Source organism: Chitinophaga sp. 10T418, assembly GCF_056394125.1.
Genome location: NZ_JBFTHG010000003.1, coordinates 524,590 through 551,028 on the forward strand (window position 1 = coordinate 524,590; position 26,439 = coordinate 551,028).

Sequence of the window (26,439 nt, forward strand, 5' to 3'; positions counted from 1 at the left end):
TTTCGCTTTAAAAGAATGTGAAATATATAGATATTTCTACAGATCGGATTTTAATACTTTCCTGAAAACCAGGTAGATGCCTAACACGATATAACCGATCATAGCGGCTACATACACATACGTATCATACTGGAATACGGAAGGCATCACCTTTCCAAGCAATGGAAAAGGCAGAAGTTCGTCACCACTTTGCAGAGGTAACAGCCCTCCAACAGGGCCTACATATCTTTTAACGAAAAAAGATAACAACTGGTCCAGCATCATATTGTATGCAATAAACAGTACAATCCCCAGTCCGGCACGCTTTACCAGCACCCCTATCAACAGCGCAATGGTCAGCATCACATTGAGCTGCAGGAAGTAATACAGCATATACTCATACCCTTCGAAAGTAAAGGGCTCATCACCATAGATCATCCCTATCAGCATGCTGCTTACAGTAGCCACCAACAGGGTAGTCAAAGAAATGGCCACCAGCCAGAATAATTTAGCATATACAAATTCTTTTCTTTCCCAACCATCAATCACATTTTGCCTGTTGGTACGGTAAGTATATTCATTGGTAACCAGGATGATCAGCAGCAAACCGAATAAAAGGGAGATATAACTGTTCATAGATGCCATGGTGAGCCATACATTCGGGAAACTGAACGGATTTCCTATCAGTTTACCCAGCTGTTTGAAGTTCAGGTCACTGAACTTATCAGCTACCATGAAATTGCCGGCAGGAATAACAATGAGTGCCAACACCAGCATTACCCAGAATGTACGGTAGTTCTTTACTTTCAGCCATTCGGTATATATAATTTGTTTCATCAGGCAGGGATATTAGTGATTTCCAGGAATGCAGTTTCAAGACTTTTCTTACGGAGTTGCAGGTGATTCAGCCAGATGCCCTGTTTGGCACAGTAGCCGTTGATGGCCGCCGCATCCGGAGAAACGGTAAAGGATGCTTTTATAATGCCACCGGTAATTTCAGCACCCGTACAGCCGGGATATTGCAGCAGCGCAGTCCGCAAGGCATTGTTATCTGCGGCTGATAATTCCACGTAGTCGTTGCGGCTGATCACCTCATTCACAGCACCTGACAACAGTAATTTTCCGGACCTGATGATGGCCACATGTGTACATACTTTCTCTACCTCATCCAGCAGGTGGCTCGCGAGGATAATTGTTTTACCGGTATCCGCCAGCTTCCTCACCAGGCTTCGTACTTCCGCAATACCGGAAGGATCCAGTCCATTGGTAGGTTCATCCAGGATCAATACCTCCGGATCTCCCAGCAGTACAGCAGCAATGGCCAGCCGTTGCTTCATACCCAGCGAATACGTTTTAAATGCAGAATGCTGGCGTTGGGTAAGACCGCAAATCTCCAGTACGCGGGCGATATCATCTTTTCCCCGCTGCTTGATCGCAGCGGAAATTTCCAGGTTTTTATATCCGCTAAGATAATGATAGAAGTTGGGCGTTTCCAGCAAAGTGCCTATCTGCCGGCGTTCCCGGGCAGTAGGTGTTTTATCAAATAAGGTAAAGCTACCGGTATCGGCTTTGAGTACATCGGTCACAATGCCCAGCAAGGTGGTTTTACCACTGCCGTTAGGCCCCAGCACACCAAAGACACTGCCTGTCGGCACTTCAAAGGAAACACCCGACAAGGCCTGTACTGTTCCGTATTTTTTGGAAATGTTTTGTAAGGATAGAATTGGCACGGGAAATAATATAAAAGTGTAGAATAAAAAGGGAAATGCAGCGAATGATCTTATGGCTAATCTTCACTACATTTCCCATAAATTAAAATAACAGTTTTTAGTTTCGTACAGGCTTGCCTGTTTTGATAACACTCTGTAAACGCTCCAGTGTTTTGCGTTCACCACAGAGACTCAGGAAAGCTTCGCGTTCCAGGTCCAGCAGGTATTGTTCGCTTACATAGGAAGCTTCTGTGAGATCTCCTCCACACATGACATATGCCAGTTTATTAGCTACTTTCTGGTCGTGCTCTGAAATATAGTTACCGAACTTCATGGCGTAAACACCTGCCAGTAAGGCACCCAGTGCACCACGACCCATTACTTTGATATCTGTTCTTTCTACCGGACGGGTGTATCCTTCATCGGCCAGCGCTATTACACTGCGTTTCGCATCTGCAATGAGGCGGCTGAGATTCATGGTTATTTCATCATGTCCTTTGCGAAGTACGCCCATATCAAATCCTTCGAAACCAGAGGTAGCTACTTTTGCGGTAGCAACGGTCATGAAGTAATCTTTCAGTGGCTCTTCCTCGATACGTCCTTCTTTGTATTCCAGGCTGGCGCGGAGCGTCATTTCTTTGGTACCACCACCGCCAGGAATCAGGCCTACACCCAGTTCCACCAGTCCAATATAAGTTTCGGCTGCTGCCTGTACTTTATCTGCATGTAAACACATTTCGCAACCACCGCCCAGGGTCAATGCATGCGGCGCTACCACTACCGGTATAGAGGAATAACGTAAACGCATGGTGCTGCGCTGGAACAGGCGAACCGCCATATCCAGTTCATCAAACTCCTGCTCTGCTGCCAGCATGAAGATCATGCCCACATTGGCGCCGGCAGAAAAGTTAGTGCCTTCATTTCCAACTACCAGGCCGCGGAAGTCTTTCTCCGCGCGGTCTATCGCCTTATTCAATCCTTCCAGCACTTCACCGCCGATAGTATTCATTTTTGTTTTCCAGTCGAAACAAACTACGCCATCTCCGATATCAATCAGGCTGCAGGCGCTGTTTTTCCAGACAACATTATTGGAGAAATTTTCCAGGATGATGAATTGTCCTTCACCAGGCAAGGTTTTGTAGGCCTGGCTGGCTACATCATAGTAAAATTTCTTACCGTTATCTACTTTGTAGAAGGTTTTGATACCCTTACCCAGCATATCTTTCACCCATTGGGCTACCGTTAATCCTTTTTCTTCTATCAACTTTACCGATGCTTCCACGCCCAGCAGATCCCAGGTTTCGAATGGACCAATCTCCCAGCCAAAGCCGGCTTTCATGGCATCATCTACTTTATAAAGATCATCAGCTATTTCCGGGATGCGGTGTGATACATAGGAAAGCAGGTAAGCATGGAATTGTTTATAGAACTCTCCTGCTTTATCTGTGGCGGCGTTCAGTATTTTAATACGTTGCTTCAGGTCTTCCACCGGTTTAGCAGCATCGATGCTGGCAAACTTCGCTCTTTGCTTAGGCCCGTATTCCATGGTTTGCAGGTTCAGGGTAAGAATTTCCTTACTGCCGCCTTCACCTTTGGTTTTCTTATAAAAGCCTTGTCCTGTTTTATCTCCCAGCCAGTTGTTTTCCACTACTTTCTGCAGAAAATCCGGTATTTTAAATATGCCGATAGCTTCATCCTGCGGGCAGTTATCCATTACGCCTTTGGCTACTTTCACGAGGGTATCTATCCCTACCACATCTGCGGTACGGAAGGTGGCTGATTTAGGTCGTCCTATGACCGGTCCGGTAAGGGCGTCTATTTCATCAATTCCCAATCCCATTTCCTGCATGATGTGGAAAATGGCCATGATAGAAAACACGCCTACCCTGTTGGCAATAAATGCCGGGGTATCTTTACACAATACAGTTGTTTTACCGAGGTAAAGGTCACCGTAGTGCATGAGGAAATCTATAATAGCGGGATCTGTATGTGGAGTAGGTATTATTTCGAGTAAACGGAGGTAGCGGGGCGGGTTGAAGAAGTGGGTACCGCAGAAGTGTTTTTGAAAATCTGCACTGCGGCCTTCTGTCATCAGGTGAATGGGAATGCCGGAAGTGTTGGAGGTGATGAGAGTACCGGGTTTACGGAATTGCTCCACCTGTTCAAATACAATCTTCTTTACGTCCAGGTTTTCCACCACTACCTCGATGATCCAGTCTACATCCGCCACGCGCTTCATATCATCTGTGAAGTTGCCTGTTTTGATGCGTTTGATCACATCTTTGGTAAAAACGGGCGATGGATTGGATTTAATGGCGGCTTGCAGGGCATCATTCACGATCCGGTTCTTCACAGCGGGATGGTCCAGTGCGAGGTTTTTCTTTTTTTCCGCGTCATTTAGTTCTTTGGGCGCTATGTCCAGCAGCAAAACCTGTACGCCAATGCCTGCGAAATGACAGGCAATCCTTGATCCCATTACTCCCGAGCCTAAAACGGCTACTTTGTTGATGTGTCTCGTCATAGCTTTTAGCTTTTAGCTGTTAGCAGTTAGTCTTTAGCGGAGCTTACAGCGGTTGTCAGTTTACTGATCATTGAATTTAGCATTTTTTGGACTTCAATCAGCAGGGGGAGGATGATTTCTGAAATACTTTTTTGGACAGAAGGGTAAATTTGGCTAGAGATTAACAGTTGGGTTTCCATTTCAAAGGAGGAACCGGCAGCCATTAACAGGAATCTTTTGAAGTGTGTGTCTGTCGGTTGAGCAGCCCCCTCGGCAATATTACTGGGGATTGAAACTGCAGCTCTCCTGAGTTGGCTTATCAAACCGAATTTTTCTTCTGAAGGAAATAGTTTTGTGAGATCATAAATTTTCAGGGAGAGATCAAATGATTTCTGCCAAATAATCAGGTTTCTGAAGTTCCTCATTGGGTTAATGGTTATTGGGTTAACATCTACATCATTACATGATAAATATAAAAATAAAGCCGGTACAAAATGTACCGGCTTATTATAATGCTTACATTAAAATCTATCTGCTTCAAAAAACAAACTGCAACATCCTCTTCGCTTGCTAACAGCCAATGGCTAAAAGCCAAAAGCTGGCTCAGTTTACTCCGCTGCCTGGCTTCACCGCTTCGGCAGGGTTTACAAAAATCAGCTTCCCGTTATCTTCGGCCATGAGGATCATTCCCTGGCTTTCGATACCGCGCATTTTGCGGGGGGCCAGGTTGGCTACCAGGGTTACCTGTTTGCCGATGATATCTTCTGGTGAAAAGTGCATGGCGATGCCGGATACAACGGTACGTTGTTCAGTACCAATGTCTACCAGCAGTTTTAATAATTTATCTGCTTTCGCTACTTTTTCTGCTTGTAAGATAGTGCCTACGCGCAGGTCCAGTTTGGCGAAATCATCGTATTGAATTTCCGGTTTGGCAGGAGCAGGTGGCGCTTCTTCTACCGCAGGAGCTGCGGCGGCGGCAGCTTCCATTGCCAGTTTCAGGCCATCATGAAGTTTCTGTACCTGTGCAGTAACCTGGTCATCTTCTATCTTTTTGAATAGCAGTTCCGGTTCGCGGAGTGAGTAACCAACGTTTACCAATTTTTGGCTGCCTGCATTGTCCCATTCCAGCATACGATCCACTACTTTCAGCATGTGACAGATCTTCCTGGAGGTGAAAGGCAGGAACGGATGCGAGAAGATCGCCAGGTTAGCTGTCATCTGCAAAGCAATATGCAGGCAGATGTCTATACGGGCACGTAAATACTCCTCACTTTTTCCTTCATACTTCTGATGCTTTTCGCTCCATGTTCCATTCTTCAGGTTTTCAAGCACAGTGGCCAGTATCCATGGTTCATTCTGTTGCAGGTATATATTTCCTTTGCGGGAAAACTCAATAACTTCAGACAGCGCTTCCCGGAAGCGGTAATTCTCTATACTGTTCTCTATCTTCTCTTTCGCCAGCCCGAATTCTTTCAGGATATCACGATCAGCATCTTCTATAAATTCCTCATGCAGGGGTGGTACTTTCCCTCCGCATAATTTGTGCATCAATACCATCGCCCTGTTCACAAAGTTGCCGAAAACGGCTACCAGTTCACTGTTATTCCTGTCCTGAAAATCTTTCCAGGTAAAGTCATTATCCTTTGTTTCAGGAGCAGTAGCGCAGAGTACATAACGCAGTACGTCCTGCTGATCAGGGAAATCCTGGATATAATCATTTACCCATACTGCCCAGTTACGGGAAGTGGATACTTTTTCACCTTCAATATTGAGGAACTCATTGGCAGGAACATTATCCGGTACTACAAAACCACCGTGCGCTTTCAGCATGGCCGGGAAAATAATACAGTGGAACACGATATTATCCTTACCAATAAAATGTACCAGTTTGGTATCCTCTTTACACCAGTAGTCCGCCCAGTTGTCGGTGAGTTCTTTGGTAGCAGAAATATAACCGATCGGTGCATCAAACCATACGTAGAGCACTTTTCCTTCTGCATCCGGCAAAGGTACTTTGATCCCCCAGTTGCTGTCACGCGTCATGGCGCGGCTTTGCAACCCGCTATCCAGCCAGCTTTTACACTGACCATATACGTTGTTTTTCCACTCTTTATGACCATCGATAATGTATTCCTTCAGCCATGGTTCATAGTTCTGCAGCGGCATGTACCAGTGTTTGGTGGTTTTCTTCACCAGTGGTGCATTGCTCAGCGCAGAGTGAGGGTTGATCAGTTCATCCGGGCTCAGGGTTCTGCCACAGCGTTCGCATTGATCACCATAGGCTTTATCGTTACCGCAGTTGGGGCAGGTACCCACAATATATCTGTCGGCCAGGAACATTTCTTTTTCCGGATCGAAATATTGCTCACTTTCTTTTTCTTCAAACAATCCATCATTATACATCTTCAGGAAAAAATCCTGGGAAGTTTTGTGGTGAATAGGATCACTGGTACGGGCAAATATGTCGAAAGAGATGCCCATGGCGGCAAAGCTATCGCCTATGATTTTGTGGTATTTGTCTACTACATCCTGCGGGCTCACACCTTCCTTCATCGCTTTGATAGTGATAGGTACACCATGTTCATCAGTTCCGCAAACAAATTTTACATCAGCCTTTTTGGAGCGTAAATAACGCACATAAATATCTGCAGGCAGGTAGCAGCCGGCAAGATGTCCTATGTGCACCGGGCCATTGGCATACGGTAATGCCGCAGTTATTAAATATCTATTAAATTTTGCCATATTCTCTTAACGAATGCTTAAATAAACTTTAAATCAGGTGATTGTTTTTGGAATCACCATTACAATTTATCACCTTAGTCAGCGAATAAAGATTGAATTTACGCTAACTAATCTGCAAAGGTAAACAAAAGGTACAATGGTAAAAATTCCGCCATATTTGAAAAAAGGTGATCTGATCGGAATTACCTGCTCCAGTAGCAAAATGGACCTGCAGGCAGCGGAGTACGCAAGAGATGTACTCAACTCCTGGGGCTACCGCGTGCACCTCGGCATTACTGTGGGCACCAGCTTTCATAACTTCTCCGCACCGGATGAACTGAGACTGGAAGAACTACAGGATATGCTGGATGATCCGGAAATAAAAGCCATTGTTTTTGGCCGTGGTGGTTATGGCATGGTGTGTATCATCGACAAGCTGGATTTTACACGCTTCCGCAAGGAACCCAAGTGGTTATGCGGTTACAGTGATATCACTACCCTTCACTCACATGTGCATCGCCAATTCGGTATTGCTACCCTTCACTCCATGATGTGCAGTGGCATTACTCCGGAAACAGTGGATAATGAATATGTACATAGTCTGGCTACTGCCCTCAAAGGCAAGCCATACCGCTACACAGCCGCAGCGCATCCGCTGAACCAGGAAGGAAAAACCACCGGTGTGCTGGTGGGGGGCAATTTATCTATGCTGGCTAATCTTTCGGGGACCGATTCCCAAGTCAATACCAAAGGAAAAATCCTGCTGCTGGAAGATATCGGGGAATACCGGTATAACATAGACCGCATGATGTATAACCTGAAACGCGCCGGATGGCTGGATAAACTGGCCGGACTCGTGGTTGGATCTTTCGTGGACGGCAAGGAAACCGATACTCCTTTTGGTCAGACTGAATATGAAATTATCACCAACCTGGTTAAAGAGTATGACTACCCTGTTTGCTTTGGTTTTCCGAGCGGACACCAGGCAGCTAATTATGCGCTGAAATTAGGGGTGAAGCACGAACTGAAAATCGGGGCGAAAACGATATTATCGGAAGTTTAAATGAAGCCACTCCGTAAAAAAGCGAAGGCCCGGAATATCCGGGCCTTCGCTTTTTTAATAATATCCGTTTACCAGGGTATCAAAGATGAGATCCCCTTTGTAATGCTTAATCTTCTACATCCGGTACAATCTCCAATCCATATTCTTCCGCAGTGAGAATGCCTGCAGCGCGGGTACTTTCAATGAGAGCCGTATCAGGTTGCAGCTCATGCACCTGGGTTTGATTATGGAGATAGTCAATGCCATACAATTTTCCGGCAATACCTGCCGGAACATCCATGAGATATTTTATGACTTCGCATACGATCTGCATGCCCAGTGCACCATGGGTAGCACCAATGGCCCCTGCATCAAAGTTGCGGTAATCTTCCGTGAGTGGTAATGCGCAGCGGTAAGAGGCGGAGGTAGTGCCATCCGGCATGGGCATATTAAAGCCGGCAAACCAGGCCATCCAGTTATGCACTTCGCCGGTGATGAAAGGTTTGTTATGCACCAGGCAGGCATCATTGATCACCAGGTGGGTGGGCAGATGCTGGGTGCAGTCTATCACCAGGTCAAATCCTATCAGCATCATCCCGATCGACTCCGGCTTTACCTGCATGAGGATAGGATAATGTTTGGTATATGGGTTGACCGCCCAAAGCCTGCTGGCGGCCATTTTAGCTTTATGCTTGCGGATATCCTGCATCTGGTATACCGGCTGACGGTGCATATCTTCATCATTGATCACACCGTAATCTGCGATGCCGAGTACGCCTATTCCGCTGGCGCTGAGGTATTGCATAACAGGACTTCCCAATCCACCCGCACCTACTACCAGCACACGGGCTTCTTTCAGTTTTTCCTGCATGCTGATCCCCATGCCCGGAACGGCAATAGGGTGCTTAAAATGCTGTATTTCTTTTTCACTAAGTATCATGTGCTTATCCTTTATCTAATCCTGTGGAAATTCCAGGGTAAACTTACTGCCTTTACCAACAGTACTTTCCACTTTAATTTTTCCTTTATGTGCATCTACGATTGCCTTCACATAGGTGAGTCCCAGACCAAATCCTTTTACATTATGCACATTTCCTGTGTGGGCGCGATAGAATTTTTCAAAGATACGTGAAATAGTATCGCGGCTCATGCCGATGCCATTGTCCGAAATCACTATAAACAGGCTCTTACGGGTGTTATAAGTCTGAATTTTTATTTCCAGCTGATCGTTGGAATACTTGATGGCATTATCCATCAGGTTAAAGATGAGGTTGGAGAAATGTACATCATCAGCTTTGATGACCGGGTTAATGGCATCCAGTTGCAGATCTACCACCCCATTTTTGGCAGCCAGTTGTAATTGCAGGTTATCGGTGGTATGCTGGATAACGGCATGTACATCTGTGGGTTGCAACTTAAGCCCTATTTCGTCTTTCTCCAGGAGGGCAGATTGCAGGATGCTTTCCACCTGCTTATTCATGCGTTTATTTTCTTCCTTAATGATACCGGAGAAGTACTGGATTTTTTCCGGTTTGGACATCACCTTTTCATTCCGGATGGCATCTATTGCCAGGGAAATAGTGGCCAATGGCGTTTTCAGCTCATGGGTCATATTATTGATGAAGTCCGACTTTATTTCCGAGAGTTTTTTCTGATTCAGCAGGGTCCGGATGGTGAGGGCGAAGGCCATAATGATGATCATGGTAAACAATACCCCGCCAGTGATCATCACGCCCAGTTGCTTGGCCACCGAATCATCTGACGGCATAATGATGATGAGTTTTTCTCCCCTTGCATTAAAGTCATTCGGCTCCGAAAGGAGTACTACATGTACATTGTACTGTTTCCGGTCATTCACGCTGTCGGCTTCATTTTGTCGGTACATTTTTTCGAAACCGGCAGATTGCATTTTTAGGGTCCCCAATTCTGATCCGGGTGTGGTGCCGATAATGGCGAATTCAAAACTGGTAGAATCGAGGTGATTTTTCCTCATATTGTTCCTGATGCAACGTTTCACTTCCTGGACATTGAAGAAATCACTGACCGCAGGGGGATTATAGGCCATGCGGGTAACATCCAGGTTAAAACCCTTAGTGACGGCGGCCGGGTCTTTCAACGCATTGTTATCCAACTTAAACATAACGGCAGCCTGACGGCGATACATCATGTCGTTGTATACATCATTAGACATACTGACTGCACGCTGGAAAAGCTGTTCCTGTTTAATCAGGACGGCACTTTTGATCCAACTTACCTGGATATAAATAATTCCAAGCAGGGACAATGTAATCAGTACAACGATGACGGGGAAAATTTTCTTCAGTGGTATCATGTAAATTTTGTCAGGCTTTAAATTACATCAAAGATAAGTGTACAGAAATAGTAAAATATGTTAAAAAAGATGTTTGCTATAGCAACTATGATACAAAATTCCGGGCGGGATATTGCAAGCAGCTTTATTAACAGCAATACAACATTACTTTAACGTAATTTTAACTGGCCACTGCTGATTTTATTAATGCTTCTTTCCTTACCTTTGCTTCAGAATCTTGGTACTAAATTTGATTAGTTCAAGATCATAACAAAGTAATTAAACTTTCTACATACATCGATGTGGATTCGTTCCATAAGCGATTTAGATTTTGGTTGATAAAATGGTAAGGAGGTTTTCTAGCCTCCTTTTTTTATTTTTCCTATCTCTCCTTTCCCGGATCAACTTGAAAACCTCGAGAACATCTTTTTTTCCATATTCTTAAATGCCATTCGGCCTTCGTTTGCCATTCTCAAATCCCCCTCACATATCCATCTGTCATTCAATTGGAATAAAGTCACCTTGCCCTCCCCGGAGATATTTTGGTGAATAAAACCTTTTATACCTGCTTCCTTTGAACGGTATTTCTTTTTTCACAGCTACAGCCCGCTATAATAGCGCTACTATGGCTGATTTCGACCTTCTGATTCAGTTGTACATCCCCGCATCAAGTCCACCTCAAGTCCACATCAAGTCCACCTCTGCTGCAGTGATCCTATGGGTACCTAGCCTGTCTCAGGCATAGTATCGGCATAGCCTACATAGTGACAAAGCACTTTTGCAGGTAATGCTAACTATAATGATGGAGGTTCTTAATGCACTGTCTTAAAAAGACAACGAAGATAGAATTCCTTCTAAAATGCCCATGATACAGACCTACGGTTAGCTGGCAGGCTTAGGTATGTAGCATTCTTCCTTTATAGATTGACTAAACTTTATGCTTAAACTTTATGACTATCCTCCGGGTTTTCAACCTGATCTCCTTTCTCTTTCTTTTTTCCTTTACTATTCAATCATTTAATTAAATTTGAAGAGGCTATAAAATTGTATGTCTATGGTAACTTTGTCGCCCGGCATTTTGCTGATAGCTGATCCATTTCTGAAAGATCCAAATTTTGCGCGAACGGTAGTATTACTCTGTGAATACCAGGAAAAAGGCAGTTTTGGTTTCGTAATCAATAAGTTATTTGACCAGTCGCTCAGTGACCTCGTTCCTGAAGTGCTGATTGGCAATGTGCCTGTGTATTATGGAGGACCAGTACAGATGGACACCATACATTTTATTCACCGGCAGCCGGAGCTGATTAGCGGTGGACTGGAAATACTCCCTGGTATCTACTGGGGCGGAAAGTTCGATAACGTGGTAGATGCGCTCAATAAAGGCTTACTGGACCCTGATAAGGTAAAGTTCTTCATCGGGTATTCCGGGTGGACGGAAGGGCAGCTGGAGGAAGAAGTGAAAGAGAAATCGTGGATCCTTTCTCAAACAGATGCAACGCTGGTATTTGATGCCAAAGAGCAGCAAATATGGCAGCAATCGCTCAAAAACCTGGGCAGCACCTTTGCCATGATGGCAAATTATCCAATTGATCCTTCCTTAAATTAAGTGGTAATATTCTGAAAAAGAACGACATCGGTGGAGGCCGCCGTTTAAAGTGAAAAATGAACAGAAGGAATGCTGTTTATTTAAAACAAATTAAATATCTTGCTAACGTAATTGCTAATTATTACCAATTACATAACCCGTTTTCAGGTAAGTAAATAACCGATAAGAATACACCTATGAAGGCAAAACCTATGAAATATTTTGCTTCTTCTATAGACCGATACCAGAATTTTACCTGAATACTAATCATTTATCGTCAAAGGCATATTCATTAGGTAATATACTCAGCCCTTGATAAGGACTGTCTATTGATGTACAGTATGTAACTGCGGCTATCTCGTATAGTCGTTCAGGTAACGTATTGTATATAGATGAATAGAGAGGAAATCCTGGTGAACAGTCCTGTTCATAACCGGGTCATCTAAGATTGGAATAGTTAGGACAAAAACGAAGGCCGGGTAATCTTACCCGGCCTGGTTATTATAATGTTTTGCTGGTATGCTTATTTCTCCACTGCTACAGCGCCTTCTACGAGTACGGTAGCCTTATTGCGCAACACTTCCACGAATCCACCACTGATAGTAAAAAACTCTGCACGGGTTTTATCTGTCAGCACTTTCATTTTACCATTTCCGAGAGCTGCAATTAATGGCGCATGTTTATCCAGTATTTCAAAAGAACCGTCAATGCCCGGCAGTTGTACTCCGTACACTTCTCCGGCATATAATTTTCTTTCTGGTGTTAATACTTCTAATAGCATGTTATGATCGTAAATGGTGAAGGGTAATGATCCCGGCAAAACCGGGATCATTGACTTAATTAGTTATTCGCTGATTCCAGTAATTTCTTACCTTTTTCAATAGCTGCTTCGATGTTACCTACAAGGTTGAAAGCTGCTTCAGGATACTCATCTACTTCACCGTCCATGATCATGTTAAAACCACGGATAGTTTCTTCGATAGGTACGAGTACACCTTTCAGACCGGTAAACTGTTCTGCCACGTGGAAAGGCTGTGACAGGAAACGTTGTACACGACGTGCACGGGATACTGTCAGTTTATCTTCGTCGCTCAATTCATCCAGACCGAGGATGGCGATGATATCCTGCAGTTCCTTGTAGCGTTGCAGGATCATTTTCACGCGCTGTGCACAGTTATAGTGAGCTTCACCCACGATAGCCGGAGACAGGATACGGGAAGTTGATTCCAGCGGGCTCACAGCAGGGTAGATACCAAGATCGGAGATCTTACGATCCAGTACCGTGGTAGCATCCAGGTGAGAGAAAGTTGTTGCCGGAGCCGGATCCGTCAAGTCATCCGCAGGTACGTAAACCGCCTGTACGGAAGTGATGGAACCATTTTTAGTGGAAGTGATACGTTCCTGCATCAGACCCATTTCAGTAGCCAGTGTTGGCTGGTAACCCACCGCTGAAGGCATACGACCTAACAGTGCGGATACTTCAGAACCTGCCTGGGTGAAACGGAAGATGTTATCTACGAAGAACAGGATGTCCTTACCACTACCTGCAGAACCATCTCCATCACGGAAATATTCTGCCAGTGTTAAACCGGACAATGCCACACGGGCACGAGCTCCGGGAGGTTCGTTCATCTGACCAAACACAAACGTAGCCTGTGATTGTTTCAGTAATTCTTTATCTACAGCGGTAACATCCCAGTCACCGTGTTCCATTGATTCTTTAAATTTATCACCGTATTTTACGATGTTTGCTTCGATCATTTCACGCATCAGATCGTTCCCTTCACGGGTACGCTCACCTACACCGGCGAATACGGATAAACCTTCGTAACCTTTTGCAATGTTGTTGATCAACTCCTGGATCAATACAGTTTTACCCACACCGGCACCACCGAACAAACCAATTTTACCACCCTTAGCGTATGGCTCAATCAGGTCAATTACTTTAATACCAGTGAACAGTACTTCTGTTTCAGTAGCCAGATCCTCAAATTTTGGCGGATCACGGTGAATAGGATAACCGTTTGACGCATCAATATCACCCAAACCGTCAATCGCCTCACCTACCACATTGAACAAACGTCCTTTAACCTGGTCGCCAATTGGCATTTTAATAGGCGCGCCTTTATCAACTACAGTCATGCCACGAACCATACCGTCGGTGGAGTCCATTGCCACTGTACGTACACTGTCTTCACCCAGGTGCTGTTGTACTTCCAATACTACCTTCTGACCATTTTCGCGGGTAATTTCCAATGCGCTGTAGATTTCGGGCAATTTGTCATCAAAATGCACGTCCACCACGGGACCGATAATTTGTTTGATCTTACCTGTGTTAGGCATATTTTTAAAGAGGTTTATAAAAATACTAAAATGTTACTGTTCCAAAAACGGCAGCAATTCATTGCATACAGTTTCCAAAATTTGCCGCAAAGGTAAGAGTTAATGGGTGAAAATCAAAACGCTAACGACGAAAAAAAACCTTTTCCCKCCGCATTTTTCACCGTTTTTATCATTAATAAACTTTTAGCCGCCAGCAATGCAAAGCGCAGTCTATCAAATTATAAATAATCAATATTTATAAATAACCATTAAAGGGAGGCAGCCATCCATATAAAAATAGCTTCCTTTTCTTAATTCCTTTACTATTTTTAGGCCCGATCCTGATATATACAATATATAAATATGAAAAAGACAAACAGTGAACAATCCCGAAGGTCATTCCTCGGCAATCTCTCTAAAGCAGGATTATTGGGCATCACCGGAATAGTACCCGCCGCCGCCAAAGCCGGTATCCTGGCAAACAACAAAAAAGTAGCCGCCCCCGATCATGCTTTCCTTTGCAAACCTTATCTCCAATACCCCGGCCCACACACCATTTCTGTGATGTGGCTTACCTCACGCCCCTGCTACAGCTGGGTGGAATATGGCACAGATGGCCAGCTAAACCAGAAAGCCCATACCGTTACCAACGGACTGGTAGACGCCAATAACCGCCTGCACCGTATTGAACTGGATCACCTCCAGCCCGGAAAAAAATACAGCTATAAAGTTTACTCAAAAGACATCGTGTCCTTTGAGCCATATAAACTCACCTACGGCGATATCATCAGCAGCGATACCTACACCTTCACTGCACCCGATCCGCAGGCAAAGGAAGTGTCCTGGGTCATTATCAACGATATTCACGACCGCCCCGAGTCTATCCCACACCTGGTGGGCCTGAACGGCAGCGATCCCTATGACTTTGTTTTTTTTAACGGAGATGTATTTGACTACCAGGCCGATGAACAACAGATCATCGACCATTTGCTTACTCCCTGCGGCAATACTTTTTCTACCCAAACGCCTTTTATGTATGTGCGCGGCAACCATGAAACCCGCGGCAAATACGCCCGGGAATGGCATCAGTATTTTGATAACCCCGGCCATGGCAACTATTTCACTTTTACAATAGGACCTGTATCCGCCATTGTGCTGGATACGGGAGAAGACAAAGAAGATGAACACCCGGTATATGCAGGCATCGTTGACTTTGACGCCTACAGGGTACAGCAGGCCCATTGGCTGGAACAACAGCTGCAAAGTCCTGCCTTCAAAAAGGCAAAGCATAAAGTAGTCATGATGCACATTCCTCATTACCATTCGGGCGAATGGCATGGCGTGAAACATTGCCGGGAGCTGTTTGGCGGACTATTCAACAAACATAAAATTGACATCCTCATTTGTGGACATACACACCAATATGGCGTATATGCCCCTGCCAAAGGACAGCATGAATATCCGCTGATTATTGGTGGTGGCCCCAGAGATGGTTCAAGGACCCTCATAAAAATAAAAGCCGATCAGCAACACCTGGTCCTCACCATGCTGAAAGACGATGGCACTAAAGTGGGTGAATACACGGTGTAAGTACCGGATGCCGGAGCAGTGGCTCCGGCATTTTTTACTCTTTTTTATTGGCGGCCATCATTGCATTAGCCAGCTGCAATAGTTTCAGCAAAATCCAGGCAGCAGCTGCCGCAATAAAAATGCTGGCCACCAGTACCGCATAGTACTTAATCGTCCACTCCAGCGCTACTTTCACACGGGTTACCCCTCCAACTGATTTCTGGGCTGCTCCTTCATACATCGAAAATTGCACCGTGCAGAATTCATTCTCCGAATCAAAGTTCCCTAATTCCACACCCAGTCCCTGCAATTCCGTTTCCACTTCATAAATCCGGTTATGCAGGCTGATGAAATCTTCAATATGTCCGTCTTTTTTCTTCAGTTCGTTCAAAGAAGCCAGCGATTGCTCTAATGACACCTTCTTCGCATTGAGTTTGCGGTATTCATTCGTTTTATCCGTCTTGGTAATTTCTGTGGATTTAATAACACCTATTTCCTGCGCTGCATGATAAAAGGAATCGAACTTCTCCGGCAAAACACCAATCAGTAACTGGATTTCACGGTTGCCTTTATTACCGGACTCCTGCTGGTACTGCACAGTTGCATCGAACTTATTAATGGTGCTGTGAAGTAGTTTTTCATCTTCCGTAAAATGCGATGACTTAGATCGTACATTCGCTACTTTTTCATATTTCTGATTACCCGTAACACTGGCAGGACCTGCGTTTGAAGGACCATACGCTTTCCCTTTTTCAGATGCATAATTCTTCCGCTGTTTTTCAATACCAGACAAAAAACTATTGTTTCCTGTCTCCTCATACTGAAATCCTTTGTAGGTATAGCCATAAAGAATTCTGAAAAGAAACATTACAACAAAAATGGAGATAAACACAACGGCTATACGCCTGATTTTTTGCTTAGTAGTGAACATAGGTGATGGTGTTATGAATTTTGTTATGGTTTAGCGGGTAGGGATTGCTGCCGATAGGCTTTCACCCATTTAATCAACCCCAGTGTAGCGATGATGAGCAAGATGAAATATTCTATTCCGAGGAATTTGACGCCTTTCTGAAAATAAATAATAGTGGCAACCACATCTACCAATACCCACAGCAGCCAGTTTTCCCAGATTCTTTTCGCTAGCAGAATATTGGCAAATACGCTTAAAACGGCCACCAGTGAATCGGTATAAGGATAAGCAGCCGGATGTTCAAATACGCCGGGCCACCAGGTATGCAAGCGGCTGATGATGAAACCCGTTACCCCGGAAAGCAGGATAGCAGCTCCTCCCAGCAGCCATCGTTGCCGGTTTCCCAAAGCGTATATCGGCTCATTCTCGGGTTGTTTTCTATACCAGAAAAGCCAGCCGTAAACGCCGGTGGCAAAGAAGTATATCTGCAGAAACATGTCTGCATACAACTGTAGTTGCCAGAAAAGAATAAAGAAACAGCTCACATTTATCAATCCTACCGGCCAGGTAAAAATATGGTCCCGGGCTGCCAGCCAAACACATAACAACCCTGTTAAGGTGCCAACAAACTCTATGTAACTAACCGAATATCCTAATGCGGTAAAAAAGATATGATGAATACTAAAAAATGAGGCCATCTTATAAATTAAATCAGCTGCCACAATATTACAGTAATGTTTTATTATTCCCATAAGTGTTTCGTTAAACACTGTATGACAAGCTATTACAGCGGAATATTATTTTGGAACCATTTTTGTCATACAAGGTATATAGCGCGTGAACTGCAGCATGAAGCGTTATAAAAATTTTAACAAATTCCTTTAACATTTAAACACGATGCCGCCATCTATACAGTACTCGAAACCATTAAAAAAATGCTTGTTGAGATAAAACAATTTTACGCGCAACAACATTCATTACATCTCCAGGGTCTACTATAAAACAACCTATCAGGACTAAAAAACAGGAGTTATGAACAGATTAATGAAACACACAGGAGTATCCCTGTTACTTATATCATTCTTTTTGGGCAGCTGTGCATCTACTTATGCACCTGTTTCCAATGATCAATATGATCAATACGGCTCTTCTTATGGATCTGGCCCGCAGGTACAAATAAGCGGTTCCATTTCATTTTATGATGAGTTGAGCCCTTATGGCCGCTGGGTAAGCTATCCCGGATATGACCAGGTATGGATACCTAATGCCGGCCGCGATTTCAGACCTTATTATTCTAATGGGCACTGGGTTTATACAGACTATGGCTGGACCTGGATGTCTGATTATTCATGGGGTTGGGCTGCTTTCCACTACGGCCGTTGGTTATTTGATGATTTCCAGGGCTGGATGTGGGTACCAGGCAATGACTGGGGTCCGGCATGGGTAAGCTGGAGAACTGGTGGCGACTACTATGGATGGGCGCCAATGGGACCACAGTATTCTTATAATGCACCCGCTAATTATTGGGCGTTTGTGCCAAGACAGTATATCAACAGTCCGCGTATAAATAACTACTACGTTAATAACAGCCGGAATGTGACGATTATTAACAACACAACTATTATCAACAACACCAATAATTACCGTGGTAACAGAGTATATTCAGGACCTAACGCGAACGATGTGCAACGTTATTCCGGTCAGGCGGTGAGACCTGTAAGAGTGGAAAACATGAGCAGACCTGGTACGGGAAGGGTTGACAACAACCGTTTACAAATTTATCGTCCGGATGCTGCCGCCATTCAGAGAGGCCGTGAAGCTGATCGTACAAGGCCGGTACAATCAATAGATAACAGCCGTCCTACCCGTGTAACACCAGGTAATACCGGTAATAACAATACAGGCAACGTCCCTTCCAATAATGGAGGCAGGGTTGTTCCGGGCCGTGAAACAAATCAACCGGTAAACAATGGTAGTTTTCCTGCCAATAACAATGGCGGCGGAAGAGTAACTCCGGGTAGTGCCACACAGCCAGGAAATAATACCCCCGGGGATTATAACAGACCATCCAGGGTTATACCAGACAGGACAAATGATCAACAGCAACAGCAGCAGAGACAACAGCAACAACAACAGCAGGAACAGCAGCGTATACAGCGGGTACAACAACAGCAGCAGCAACAACAAAGGATACAACAGCAACAGCAGCAACAGAGACAACAGCAACAACAACAGCAGGATCAGCAACGTATACAGCGGGTACAACAACAGCAGCAACAGCAACAGCAACAACAGGAAAGGGCACAACAACAGCAACAACAGCAGCAGCAACGTGTACAAAGGGAACAACAGCAACAGCAGCAGAGACAACAACAACAGCAACAACAACAGCAACGTGTACAGAGAGAACAGCCGCAGCAACAACCGCAGAGACAACAGCCACAGAGACAGGAACAGCCGCAGAGACAGGAGCAACCACAAGGTCAGAGTCAACGCGTACCACGCGAAGGATGATAACAACAGGCGTTAATGCTGCATAAGCATTGACCTCCATAATAGAAAAAAAGTACGAATGATAACCAGGAATAAATGATGTTTAGTGAGATGACATCACCTTAGTCTGGCATTTCATTCGTACTTTTTTATTTTGTATAAACGTACTTATAGAGTTGATCTTTTACCTGCTGAAAATTGGCTGCGGCCGGGGGAAATCCTTTATACATCAGGCACAGGGTAAGTGGACCAAATTCCGGGTAATAGGATGGCTGCTCATAGGTGTCCGGAAACGTTTGATAGCCCAGCCGCTCATAAAATTTAATTCTGCGTATAGCCTGTTCTGTGGCAGGAGGCTCTACTTCCAACACAATCGTAGCTAACTTTGTTTCCAATAATTGCATTACCTGTGTCCCAGCGCCTCCTCCACGTGCATCTGCATGAATGGCAAAGTGCTCAACAAAATTAAACGCTGGCAATTTCCAGTAAAACACAAACCCGGCAAAGTATTTTTTTTCCTTCACGATACGCAGTAGCTGGATCTTACCGGCAGCAATTAGCTCCAGCTGCCAATCCCAGGGGCGTTTTTCTGCTTTAGGAAAAGCTTCTTCATACAAATCCTTTATTGCTTCATCTGCAATGGCAACGGGTATCATATCAATCATTTAACTAAGTTACTGATTATCCTTAGCAGACGGTACGCATTCAAAAGGATCCGGATTTCCGGGAGGAGTGGGTTTGGTAACGGACCAGCAAAAATTCATTGGCTGACTGGTAATACTCATCAGTTTCACATTTACCTTGCTCCCTTTGCGGCTGTTGGAAGCGGCAATACTACGTGTTCCCTTCTCCGGAATATTGCTGATGGTATATTGTTCAGTTTTAAAAATTTCATTGTTATTCCGCATGTACTCCACTTTCACCACCACATTATCCAACGCGTATTCCGTTTGATTATTTACGGTGATGTTCAGGTCCTTGATGCCTCCCAGTAATCCGGTGCGGTAGTCTCCGGCTGTTACTGCGATAAACTGTTGCCAGTTGCGACGATAATAAGCCCTCCGTTCAATAAACTGTCCGGCTGTTCTTTGCTGCACTTCCTGGTGGGTGGTAATTTGCTGGTTTACCGCCCCGAATTGATCCAGGCTTTTGCGTAAATCGCGGTTTTCGTTCCACAGGCGCTGGTTTTCAGACAATACCTTGCGTACGTGCCGCTGTTGCTGGCAATAGCCAAGGCCGAATACAACTACCAGCAGCAACAGTATGGCGGGATAAACGTAAGTTCTTTTCATGTGTTGGAAGAGAGAAAAAATAATGCCAATGCAGTTTTTATTACATTTGTACAAATGGTCTCAATGCAACTGATTATTGTAAACGATGAACTAACAGCCCGGCAGTTTCTCGATGTGCATGTAATATTAAACAAAGATGTACCTGGATGGATAAGGCCGCTGGATAAGGATATAAACGTAGTATTTGATCCAGAAAAAAACAAGGCATTCCGTCATGGAGAAATTATCAGATGGATTTTAAAAGATGATAATGGCAGGTCCATTGGCAGGATCGCAGCTTTTGTAAATAAGAAGTATAAAAACAAAGGGGACGAATGTCCGGTGGGAGGTGTTGGATTCTTTGACTGTATCGATAACCAGGAGGCAGCCAACTTACTTTTTGACACTGCCAAACAATGGCTTCAGGAAAGAGGTATGGGAGCTATGGATGGTCCCATCAACTTTGGCGAGCGCAATAACTGGTGGGGGTTGCTTACACAGGGATTTCATGAACCCATTTACTGCATGAATTTCAACCCGCCTTATTACATCCGTTTATTTGAGCAATACGGGTTCCAGCTTTTCTTTAACCAGATCTGCTTTGGAATGAAGGTAAGTGATCAGTTACAACCTAAGTTTTTTGAACGCCATGCTCATATCGCAGCAGATCCTGCTTACAAGGCGATTCATCTCCGGAAAAATGAGCTGCCGAAATTTGCAGAAGCTTTCAGTATAGTATATAACAAAGCCTGGGCACAGCATGGAGGCGGCAAGGAAATGGGAAAGGCACAGGCACTCGCCCTTTTTAAGCAAATGAAGCCATTACTGGATGAAAAGATCGCCTGGTTTGTGTATCATCATGAGCAACCTATTGCTATCTGGCTCAACCTTCCGGATCTCAATCAGTATATTAAGCATATGAATGGAAAATTTGGGCTCCTGCAAAAACTGAAGTTCCTGTGGCTCAAACAAACCGGCTATTGCAAAAAAATGGTAGGGATTATATTCGGTATTATACCGGAATTCCAGGGAAAAGGGATAGATGCCTATATGATTGTAGAAGGCGCTAAGCTTATCCAGACTGATATGGCACATTATGTAGATTATGAAATGCAGTGGATCGGCGACTTTAACCCGAGAATGCAAAATGTAGCAGAAAATCTTGGTGCAGTTCCTTCCAGACAGCTGACTACCTACCGCTATTTATTCGACCGTACTATTCCATATAAAAGGCACCCAATGGTGGGGTAATGAAGTGATCCGGATGCTGGCGTTGTGTAGCTCCTGCATCCGGATATTGTCACTGATCGGCTGCTTCGGGAATGCATCCGGTTATGCAGGAAAGGTCGCACACATCGTAACGCATGAAAGCGGTAATTGTTATTCCGGTAAACTCCTTCAACACTGCCTGCTGTAATTTTTATCAGTATCTGATCTTCGTAAATAAGTCTGATGCCTTTACCGGCCGTTATTTCCGAGGGTAAACAATGAGAAAATGCCGTTAGCATGCAGTGGAAAAAATGTCGTTAGGACAATTTTTACTCAATAACTGTCGTTCGCAATAAAGAAACACCTTTCTGTAACTTGTCCTCAAAAAAACTATTGACCATGTGGCAATTAATATATTATTATAAAGTATATACATTTAAAATGTCCCATAAAAGCCAAATCAGGAGCGCTGCTCAGCAACCCATATAAATATCCGATAGCCTCAGAGTAGCAAAGAAGTTACTGAATATTATATACATTTAAATCCCTTTTGCTGTTACGATCGTATCTAACCTGATGTTATGACCAACTTATATCCTGAGTGCCCGGAGAACGCGGATCTGGCACTCGTTCAGCCCACGTTATTATTTAGGCAACAGATAATGAAAGCCATCAGCTGCGTTGTCTTGTTCTTTATTCTTTACGTGGTATTATTGCTCACAGCGGTGGCCCTGGCGGTGACCTTTGTATCAGGAGGTATAATACTATTCCGCACTTATCCTACCTGGATTTCCGGCATCATAGGACTTAGTCTTGTGTTACTGGGAGGGATGGTATTGTTTTTCCTTGTTAAGTTTCTTTTTAATAAACGTCCTGCAGTTAACCCATATCGTACCCAGATTTTTGCCGATAACCACCCTGATTTATTCGACTTCATTACCCAACTGGTAAAAGACACGCGCATACGTTTCCCAAAGAAAATATTTGTAGTCCCCGACATGAATGCCACTGTTTTTCACAATTCCAGCTTTTTAAGTTTGTTCTGGCCTACCCGTAAAAACCTGGAGATTGGGTTGGGGCTTGTCAATAGTGTGAATATCAGCGAACTTAAAATGCTACTGGCACATGAATTCACACATTTCTCACAACGAAGTATGAAGCTGGGCAGCTATATATACACCTTGAATAAGACGTTGTATAATATGCTGTACGAAAATGAGCGGTGGGAGGAAATGGAAGTACGATGGAGCAATGGTGGAAGTCTGTTAAGTTTTTTTGCCCATATCACTACCCGGATCCTGAATATCATGCAATTAGTGCTGAGGAAAATATATTCCCTGATTAACAGGCAGTACCTCACTTTAAGCCGGGAAATGGAATTTTATACTGATACGGTGGCAGTGGGCCTTACCAGTACAGAAACCGCCGTGAGCGGCTTACGCCGGTTAGAAATGGGCAGCTACTGTCTGGATCACTGTTTTCACAAACTGCCTGACCTCGCAGAAAAAGCGGTTCGGTTTTCCAATATTTTCAGGGTACAACGCGCGCTCATTCATTACTATGCTGCCCAGAATCACCTGGCACTTGACAGCGCCGGACTACCTGTTATTACAGACAATTATTTTCAAACGTTCCTGAAAAGCAGGGTACAGTTACGGGAGCAATGGACATCCCATCTTACAAGAGAAGACCGGGAGGCGCATTACCTGCAGGCGAATGTATCATGCAGGCAAATCAGCAACAGTGCCTGGGGTTTATTTAGAGAACCGGAACGCTTGCAGGAGCAAATGACTGCGCTGGTATATAATTTCACCGTTCTCCCTTCTGCGGAAACATTCACCGAAATCAGCCCGGCCAGTTATATTGAGGAACTGGCTCAACGTCACCGCCTATATGAATATCCCAAGGTATTTAATGATTATTATGACAACCGGCCATTCAATGAAATGACCGAAGGATATACCCACTTGCTGCCACCGGAAGAAATCGAAAATTGTGGTATTAAAACGATATATCATCCGGATATCATCGTGAGGATGCGGACATTTTACCGTGACCGCCAGGATGCTGAAACCCTCCAGGCCATCAGTAGTGGGCAGTTTCAGACCCGCTATTTTGAATTTGACGGACAGAAATACAGTGCTGCACGTGCCAGACAACTGGCACGGATGCTATCAGAAAAAGTATCTGCCGAACAGGAATGGCTCCAGACACATGACCAGAAAGCATTTCGTTATCACTACACCATTGCACATCTAAAAAATCCAGCTGCTGCCCAGCTGCTAAAAGAGAAATACCTTCAGATATTACAATATCAGCAAACCGGCCATCAGCTGAATGACCAGGTGATACGGATTATACATTGCATCAGCCTCCTCTTTAATACAGGCGAACATGACATGGAGTCGATGCCGGCACTTTTTGATGAGTTATCTGCCGAATGCTGGAGTTTCCGCATGATGACAGAAAACATCAGTAACTCTCCCCTCTATAGTTCCTTTCCGGAAGGATTGAACGAGAAGCTCAAAAAATTCCGGCAGCAGGACTGTACCTTTATGGAAGATATGATACCCGATTATGTAGCTATCCAGGAGCTGCATGAAATCAGTTCTGCCATGATGGAACATTATAATAATGGAATCATATTATTAAAAAAGGCCTACCTGGAATTTATTTTAACGTTAGAATCAGGGGAATAACACCCTGTCAGAGCGCCGTTCCTGCTGTGCATTTTTCTCTTACTGAATTTGTGCGTATTTTCGGCGCTCGCGAAAGCGTAGCAGTCATATGGAGAATTTTATCGTTTCAGCCCGTAAATACCGTCCACAGAACTTTTCAACTGTTGTAGGACAAGCACATATTACTACCACTCTCAAAAATGCCATCCGCAATAACCAGCTGGCGCATGCCTTCCTGTTTTGCGGACCTCGCGGAGTAGGAAAGACCACCTGTGCACGTATCCTGGCTAAAACCATTAACTGCGAAAACCTGCAGCCGGATGGGGAAGCCTGTAACGAATGTCATTCCTGTAAATCCTTTAATGAAGGCAGTTCTTTCAACATCCATGAACTGGATGCTGCCTCCAACAACTCGGTGGATGATATCCGTACCCTCGTGGAACAGGTGCGTTTTGCACCACAGGCAGGAAAATATAAGATCTATATTATAGATGAGGTACACATGCTCAGTTCCTCGGCATTCAATGCTTTTCTGAAAACCCTGGAAGAACCGCCGTCATACGCGATTTTCATCCTGGCTACCACAGAAAAGCATAAGATATTGCCTACTATCCTGAGCCGTTGCCAGATCTTCGACTTTAAACGTATTACCATACAGGATACGGTAGACCATCTGCAGGAAATCTGTACCAAAGAGCATATAGAGGCAGAAACCGATGCCCTGCACCTGGTGGCGCAGAAGACAGATGGTTGTATGCGTGATTCCCTGAGTACGCTGGATAAGATCGTCAGCTTTACCAGCGGGCATCTTACCTATCAGAATACATTGGAGCACCTGAATATCCTGGATTACGATTATTTTTTCCGGGTAATGGGTTCCGTATTACAGCAGGATATAGCCAGTGCACTGCTCCTGTTTGATGAAATTTTGCAGAAAGGTTTTGAAGGAGATAATTTCCTGAATGGCTGGGCGGAATTTTTGCGCAACCTGCTGTTGTGTAAGGAAGACAAAGCGCTTCACCTCGTAGAGGTATCCGGCAATCTGAAAGAACGCTACAAGCAATTATCCGGTCAGATAAGCCCTGCTTACCTGATCACGGCCCTGCACCTGCTCAACGAAACAGAGATCAATTACCGCATGGCGCGTAATAAGCGCTTACATGTGGAGATGGCCCTCATCAAGTTATGTTATCTGCAACAGGCGGTAACCTTGGTCAGCGATGACAGCACCGGAGAGGTTTCAAAAAAAAAATTAGTACCTGATGGCTCGGTACCACAAAAGCTGCGCGCACCTGCTGCCCAGCCGGTAACGGCCAAAACCATCACAGATAAACCCGCTACTACTGAAAGTATTGCATCGGCGCCTGCTGCCCGTTTAACGGTGGATACCGGAGCGACCGGGCAGACACCAGGCCCTCCCGCAGCACCAGTACAAAGTCCGGTAGCTGCAACACCGGTACAAACACCTCCCGGAGCTTTGCCCGTAGAACAACAGCAGCAACCAGTACCAACAGCACCAGTAAGTGCGCAGGCACAAGCGGTTGCAGCTACGGCTCCAATACAGCAGCCCGCCGCTACACCAATACAAACAGCGCCGGCTAATACAACAGCTCCAGCCTCTGCCACCGCAGCTACACCGGCCAGCAAATTAACCGGACTGGCAGCCATGAAAGAGGCCATGGCAGCGAAACAGCAAACTACTACCCAGGTACAGTCTATCGCACTCACAATGGGAGCAATTTCTGTGTACTGGGAAGAATTTATTGATCTGTACCGGCAAGCCAACAAAATGACGGTGGTGAGTAACTTACAGCTGGCACAGCTGAAGTTGCTGGGCCCTACGGAAGTAGGCATTGTAAGCAGGAACATCGTGCAATTCCGGTTTATGGAAGAAGAGAAGCTGGTGATTGCCGAGTTCCTCAAAAAGAAATTTAATAATCCTACCATCGTGCTTACCCTACAGCTGGACGAAAGTCAGCAAACACAGGATATTGGCCCTGCGCCGCTATCCAGCAGGGAACAATTTCAGCAGATGTCTGAAAAATATCCGATGGTAAAAGAGCTGAAAGACAGACTTAATATGGAGCTGGATTTCTAATCCGGGTACTGTAATTAAATATTAACGATAGATAGACATTTT

At 44.7% G+C, this 26,439-nt stretch carries 20 protein-coding genes; 7 read left to right on the forward strand and 13 right to left on the reverse strand.

Going from position 1 to position 26,439, the window contains the following annotated elements; translation table 11 throughout:
* Positions 1–36: 36 nt before the first annotated feature.
* From AC1DCV_RS10260 to metG, 5 genes are all read right to left on the reverse strand, one after another.
* Positions 37–816, reverse strand: coding sequence for an ABC transporter permease (locus AC1DCV_RS10260; protein WP_477023098.1), 780 nt, complete (start codon positions 814–816; stop codon positions 37–39).
* Positions 816–1,709: an ABC transporter ATP-binding protein gene (locus AC1DCV_RS10265; protein ID WP_477023099.1), complete on the reverse strand. Its 894-nt coding sequence runs from the start codon at positions 1,707–1,709 to the stop codon at positions 816–818. The genes AC1DCV_RS10260 and AC1DCV_RS10265 overlap by 1 nt, the downstream gene beginning before the upstream one ends.
* 97 nt (positions 1,710–1,806) lie before the next feature.
* Positions 1,807–4,209 carry a 3-hydroxyacyl-CoA dehydrogenase/enoyl-CoA hydratase family protein gene (locus tag AC1DCV_RS10270; RefSeq protein WP_441573563.1) on the reverse strand — a complete coding sequence of 801 codons (2,403 nt, stop codon included), beginning with the start codon at positions 4,207–4,209 and terminating at the stop codon, positions 1,807–1,809.
* A gap of 26 nt (positions 4,210–4,235) precedes the next feature.
* A complete protein-coding gene (locus tag AC1DCV_RS10275; protein WP_477023100.1) occupies positions 4,236–4,613 on the reverse strand; it encodes a four helix bundle protein in 378 nt (125 codons plus the stop codon).
* A 178-nt stretch (positions 4,614–4,791) separates the two neighbouring features.
* On the reverse strand, positions 4,792–6,930 hold the full coding sequence (gene metG, locus AC1DCV_RS10280; protein ID WP_477023101.1) for a methionine--tRNA ligase: 2,139 nt from the start codon (positions 6,928–6,930) through the stop codon (positions 4,792–4,794).
* 157 nt (positions 6,931–7,087) lie between these two features.
* On the opposite strand from metG, the gene AC1DCV_RS10285 reads away from it, so the two are divergent.
* A complete protein-coding gene (locus tag AC1DCV_RS10285; RefSeq protein ID WP_477023102.1) occupies positions 7,088–7,972 on the forward strand; it encodes a S66 peptidase family protein in 885 nt (294 codons plus the stop codon).
* 106 nt (positions 7,973–8,078) lie between these two features.
* Here the strand turns inward: AC1DCV_RS10285 and AC1DCV_RS10290 are convergent, their stop codons facing one another.
* Both AC1DCV_RS10290 and AC1DCV_RS10295 read right to left on the reverse strand, forming a co-directional pair.
* Entirely contained in the window at positions 8,079–8,891 is an 813-nt protein-coding gene (locus tag AC1DCV_RS10290; RefSeq protein ID WP_477023103.1) for a HesA/MoeB/ThiF family protein, read from the reverse strand.
* A gap of 15 nt (positions 8,892–8,906) precedes the next feature.
* Positions 8,907–10,283: a sensor histidine kinase gene (locus tag AC1DCV_RS10295; RefSeq protein ID WP_477023104.1), complete on the reverse strand. Its 1,377-nt coding sequence runs from the start codon at positions 10,281–10,283 to the stop codon at positions 8,907–8,909.
* Positions 10,284–11,310: 1,027 nt separating this feature from the next.
* On the opposite strand from AC1DCV_RS10295, the gene AC1DCV_RS10300 reads away from it, so the two are divergent.
* A complete protein-coding gene (locus AC1DCV_RS10300) occupies positions 11,311–11,868 on the forward strand; it encodes a YqgE/AlgH family protein (protein WP_477023105.1) in 558 nt (185 codons plus the stop codon).
* Between the two features lie 502 nt (positions 11,869–12,370).
* On the opposite strand, the gene atpC is transcribed toward AC1DCV_RS10300, so the two are convergent.
* Positions 12,371–12,679, reverse strand: a complete 309-nt coding sequence (gene atpC / locus AC1DCV_RS10305; protein ID WP_441573556.1) for an ATP synthase F1 subunit epsilon — start codon at positions 12,677–12,679, stop codon at positions 12,371–12,373.
* An 8-nt stretch (positions 12,680–12,687) separates the two neighbouring features.
* Positions 12,688–14,190: a F0F1 ATP synthase subunit beta gene (gene atpD, locus AC1DCV_RS10310; RefSeq protein WP_441573555.1), complete on the reverse strand. Its 1,503-nt coding sequence runs from the start codon at positions 14,188–14,190 to the stop codon at positions 12,688–12,690.
* A 342-nt stretch (positions 14,191–14,532) separates the two neighbouring features.
* On the opposite strand from atpD, the gene AC1DCV_RS10315 reads away from it, so the two are divergent.
* Positions 14,533–15,759 (forward strand): purple acid phosphatase family protein, encoded by a 1,227-nt coding sequence (locus tag AC1DCV_RS10315; RefSeq protein WP_477023106.1) that lies wholly within the window; start codon positions 14,533–14,535, stop codon positions 15,757–15,759.
* A gap of 34 nt (positions 15,760–15,793) precedes the next feature.
* Here AC1DCV_RS10315 and AC1DCV_RS10320 read toward each other — a convergent pair whose 3' ends face one another.
* Both AC1DCV_RS10320 and pnuC read right to left on the reverse strand, forming a co-directional pair.
* Positions 15,794–16,669 (reverse strand): DUF4349 domain-containing protein, encoded by an 876-nt coding sequence (locus tag AC1DCV_RS10320; protein WP_477023107.1) that lies wholly within the window; start codon positions 16,667–16,669, stop codon positions 15,794–15,796.
* A gap of 23 nt (positions 16,670–16,692) precedes the next feature.
* Complete coding sequence (gene pnuC, locus AC1DCV_RS10325) at positions 16,693–17,346, reverse strand: nicotinamide riboside transporter PnuC (protein ID WP_477023108.1); 654 nt, start codon at positions 17,344–17,346, stop codon at positions 16,693–16,695.
* A 334-nt stretch (positions 17,347–17,680) separates the two neighbouring features.
* On the opposite strand from pnuC, the gene AC1DCV_RS10330 reads away from it, so the two are divergent.
* The gene (locus AC1DCV_RS10330) at positions 17,681–19,162 is read left to right on the forward strand and encodes a DUF6600 domain-containing protein (protein WP_477023109.1); all 1,482 of its coding nucleotides are present in this window, start codon (positions 17,681–17,683) and stop codon (positions 19,160–19,162) included.
* A gap of 128 nt (positions 19,163–19,290) precedes the next feature.
* On the opposite strand, the gene AC1DCV_RS10335 is transcribed toward AC1DCV_RS10330, so the two are convergent.
* On the reverse strand, positions 19,291–19,797 hold the full coding sequence (locus AC1DCV_RS10335) for a GNAT family N-acetyltransferase (RefSeq protein ID WP_477023110.1): 507 nt from the start codon (positions 19,795–19,797) through the stop codon (positions 19,291–19,293).
* Positions 19,798–19,815: 18 nt separating this feature from the next.
* A complete protein-coding gene (locus tag AC1DCV_RS10340; RefSeq protein ID WP_477023111.1) occupies positions 19,816–20,433 on the reverse strand; it encodes a hypothetical protein in 618 nt (205 codons plus the stop codon).
* A gap of 63 nt (positions 20,434–20,496) precedes the next feature.
* On the opposite strand from AC1DCV_RS10340, the gene AC1DCV_RS10345 reads away from it, so the two are divergent.
* From AC1DCV_RS10345 to AC1DCV_RS10355, 3 genes are all read left to right on the forward strand, one after another.
* Positions 20,497–21,663, forward strand: a complete 1,167-nt coding sequence (locus AC1DCV_RS10345; protein WP_477023112.1) for a hypothetical protein — start codon at positions 20,497–20,499, stop codon at positions 21,661–21,663.
* 539 nt (positions 21,664–22,202) lie between these two features.
* Complete coding sequence (locus AC1DCV_RS10350; RefSeq protein ID WP_477023113.1) at positions 22,203–24,320, forward strand: M48 family metallopeptidase; 2,118 nt, start codon at positions 22,203–22,205, stop codon at positions 24,318–24,320.
* An 88-nt stretch (positions 24,321–24,408) separates the two neighbouring features.
* Entirely contained in the window at positions 24,409–26,397 is a 1,989-nt protein-coding gene (locus AC1DCV_RS10355; protein WP_477023114.1) for a DNA polymerase III subunit gamma/tau, read from the forward strand.
* Positions 26,398–26,439 lie beyond the last annotated feature (42 nt).

Excerpts from the sequence above, each read along its gene's own strand:
- AC1DCV_RS10260 (WP_477023098.1), bottom strand. The coding sequence starts at position 816 with ATGAAACAAATTATATATACCGAATGGCTGAAAGTAAAGAACTACCGT.
- AC1DCV_RS10270 (WP_441573563.1), bottom strand. The coding sequence starts at position 4,209 with ATGACGAGACACATCAACAAAGTAGCCGTTTTAGGCTCGGGAGTAATG.
- AC1DCV_RS10275 (WP_477023100.1), bottom strand. The coding sequence starts at position 4,613 with ATGAGGAACTTCAGAAACCTGATTATTTGGCAGAAATCATTTGATCTC.
- metG (WP_477023101.1), bottom strand. The coding sequence starts at position 6,930 with ATGGCAAAATTTAATAGATATTTAATAACTGCGGCATTACCGTATGCC.
- AC1DCV_RS10290 (WP_477023103.1), bottom strand. The coding sequence starts at position 8,891 with ATGATACTTAGTGAAAAAGAAATACAGCATTTTAAGCACCCTATTGCC.
- AC1DCV_RS10295 (WP_477023104.1), bottom strand. The coding sequence starts at position 10,283 with ATGATACCACTGAAGAAAATTTTCCCCGTCATCGTTGTACTGATTACA.
- AC1DCV_RS10300 (WP_477023105.1), top strand. The coding sequence starts at position 11,311 with ATGTCTATGGTAACTTTGTCGCCCGGCATTTTGCTGATAGCTGATCCA.
- atpC (WP_441573556.1), bottom strand. The coding sequence starts at position 12,679 with ATGATCCCGGTTTTGCCGGGATCATTACCCTTCACCATTTACGATCAT.
- atpD (WP_441573555.1), bottom strand. The coding sequence starts at position 14,190 with ATGCCTAACACAGGTAAGATCAAACAAATTATCGGTCCCGTGGTGGAC.
- AC1DCV_RS10315 (WP_477023106.1), top strand. The coding sequence starts at position 14,533 with ATGAAAAAGACAAACAGTGAACAATCCCGAAGGTCATTCCTCGGCAAT.
- AC1DCV_RS10320 (WP_477023107.1), bottom strand. The coding sequence starts at position 16,669 with ATGTTCACTACTAAGCAAAAAATCAGGCGTATAGCCGTTGTGTTTATC.
- pnuC (WP_477023108.1), bottom strand. The coding sequence starts at position 17,346 with ATGGCCTCATTTTTTAGTATTCATCATATCTTTTTTACCGCATTAGGA.
- AC1DCV_RS10330 (WP_477023109.1), top strand. The coding sequence starts at position 17,681 with ATGAACAGATTAATGAAACACACAGGAGTATCCCTGTTACTTATATCA.
- AC1DCV_RS10335 (WP_477023110.1), bottom strand. The coding sequence starts at position 19,797 with ATGATACCCGTTGCCATTGCAGATGAAGCAATAAAGGATTTGTATGAA.
- AC1DCV_RS10340 (WP_477023111.1), bottom strand. The coding sequence starts at position 20,433 with ATGAAAAGAACTTACGTTTATCCCGCCATACTGTTGCTGCTGGTAGTT.
- AC1DCV_RS10345 (WP_477023112.1), top strand. The coding sequence starts at position 20,497 with ATGCAACTGATTATTGTAAACGATGAACTAACAGCCCGGCAGTTTCTC.
- AC1DCV_RS10350 (WP_477023113.1), top strand. The coding sequence starts at position 22,203 with ATGACCAACTTATATCCTGAGTGCCCGGAGAACGCGGATCTGGCACTC.
- AC1DCV_RS10355 (WP_477023114.1), top strand. The coding sequence starts at position 24,409 with ATGGAGAATTTTATCGTTTCAGCCCGTAAATACCGTCCACAGAACTTT.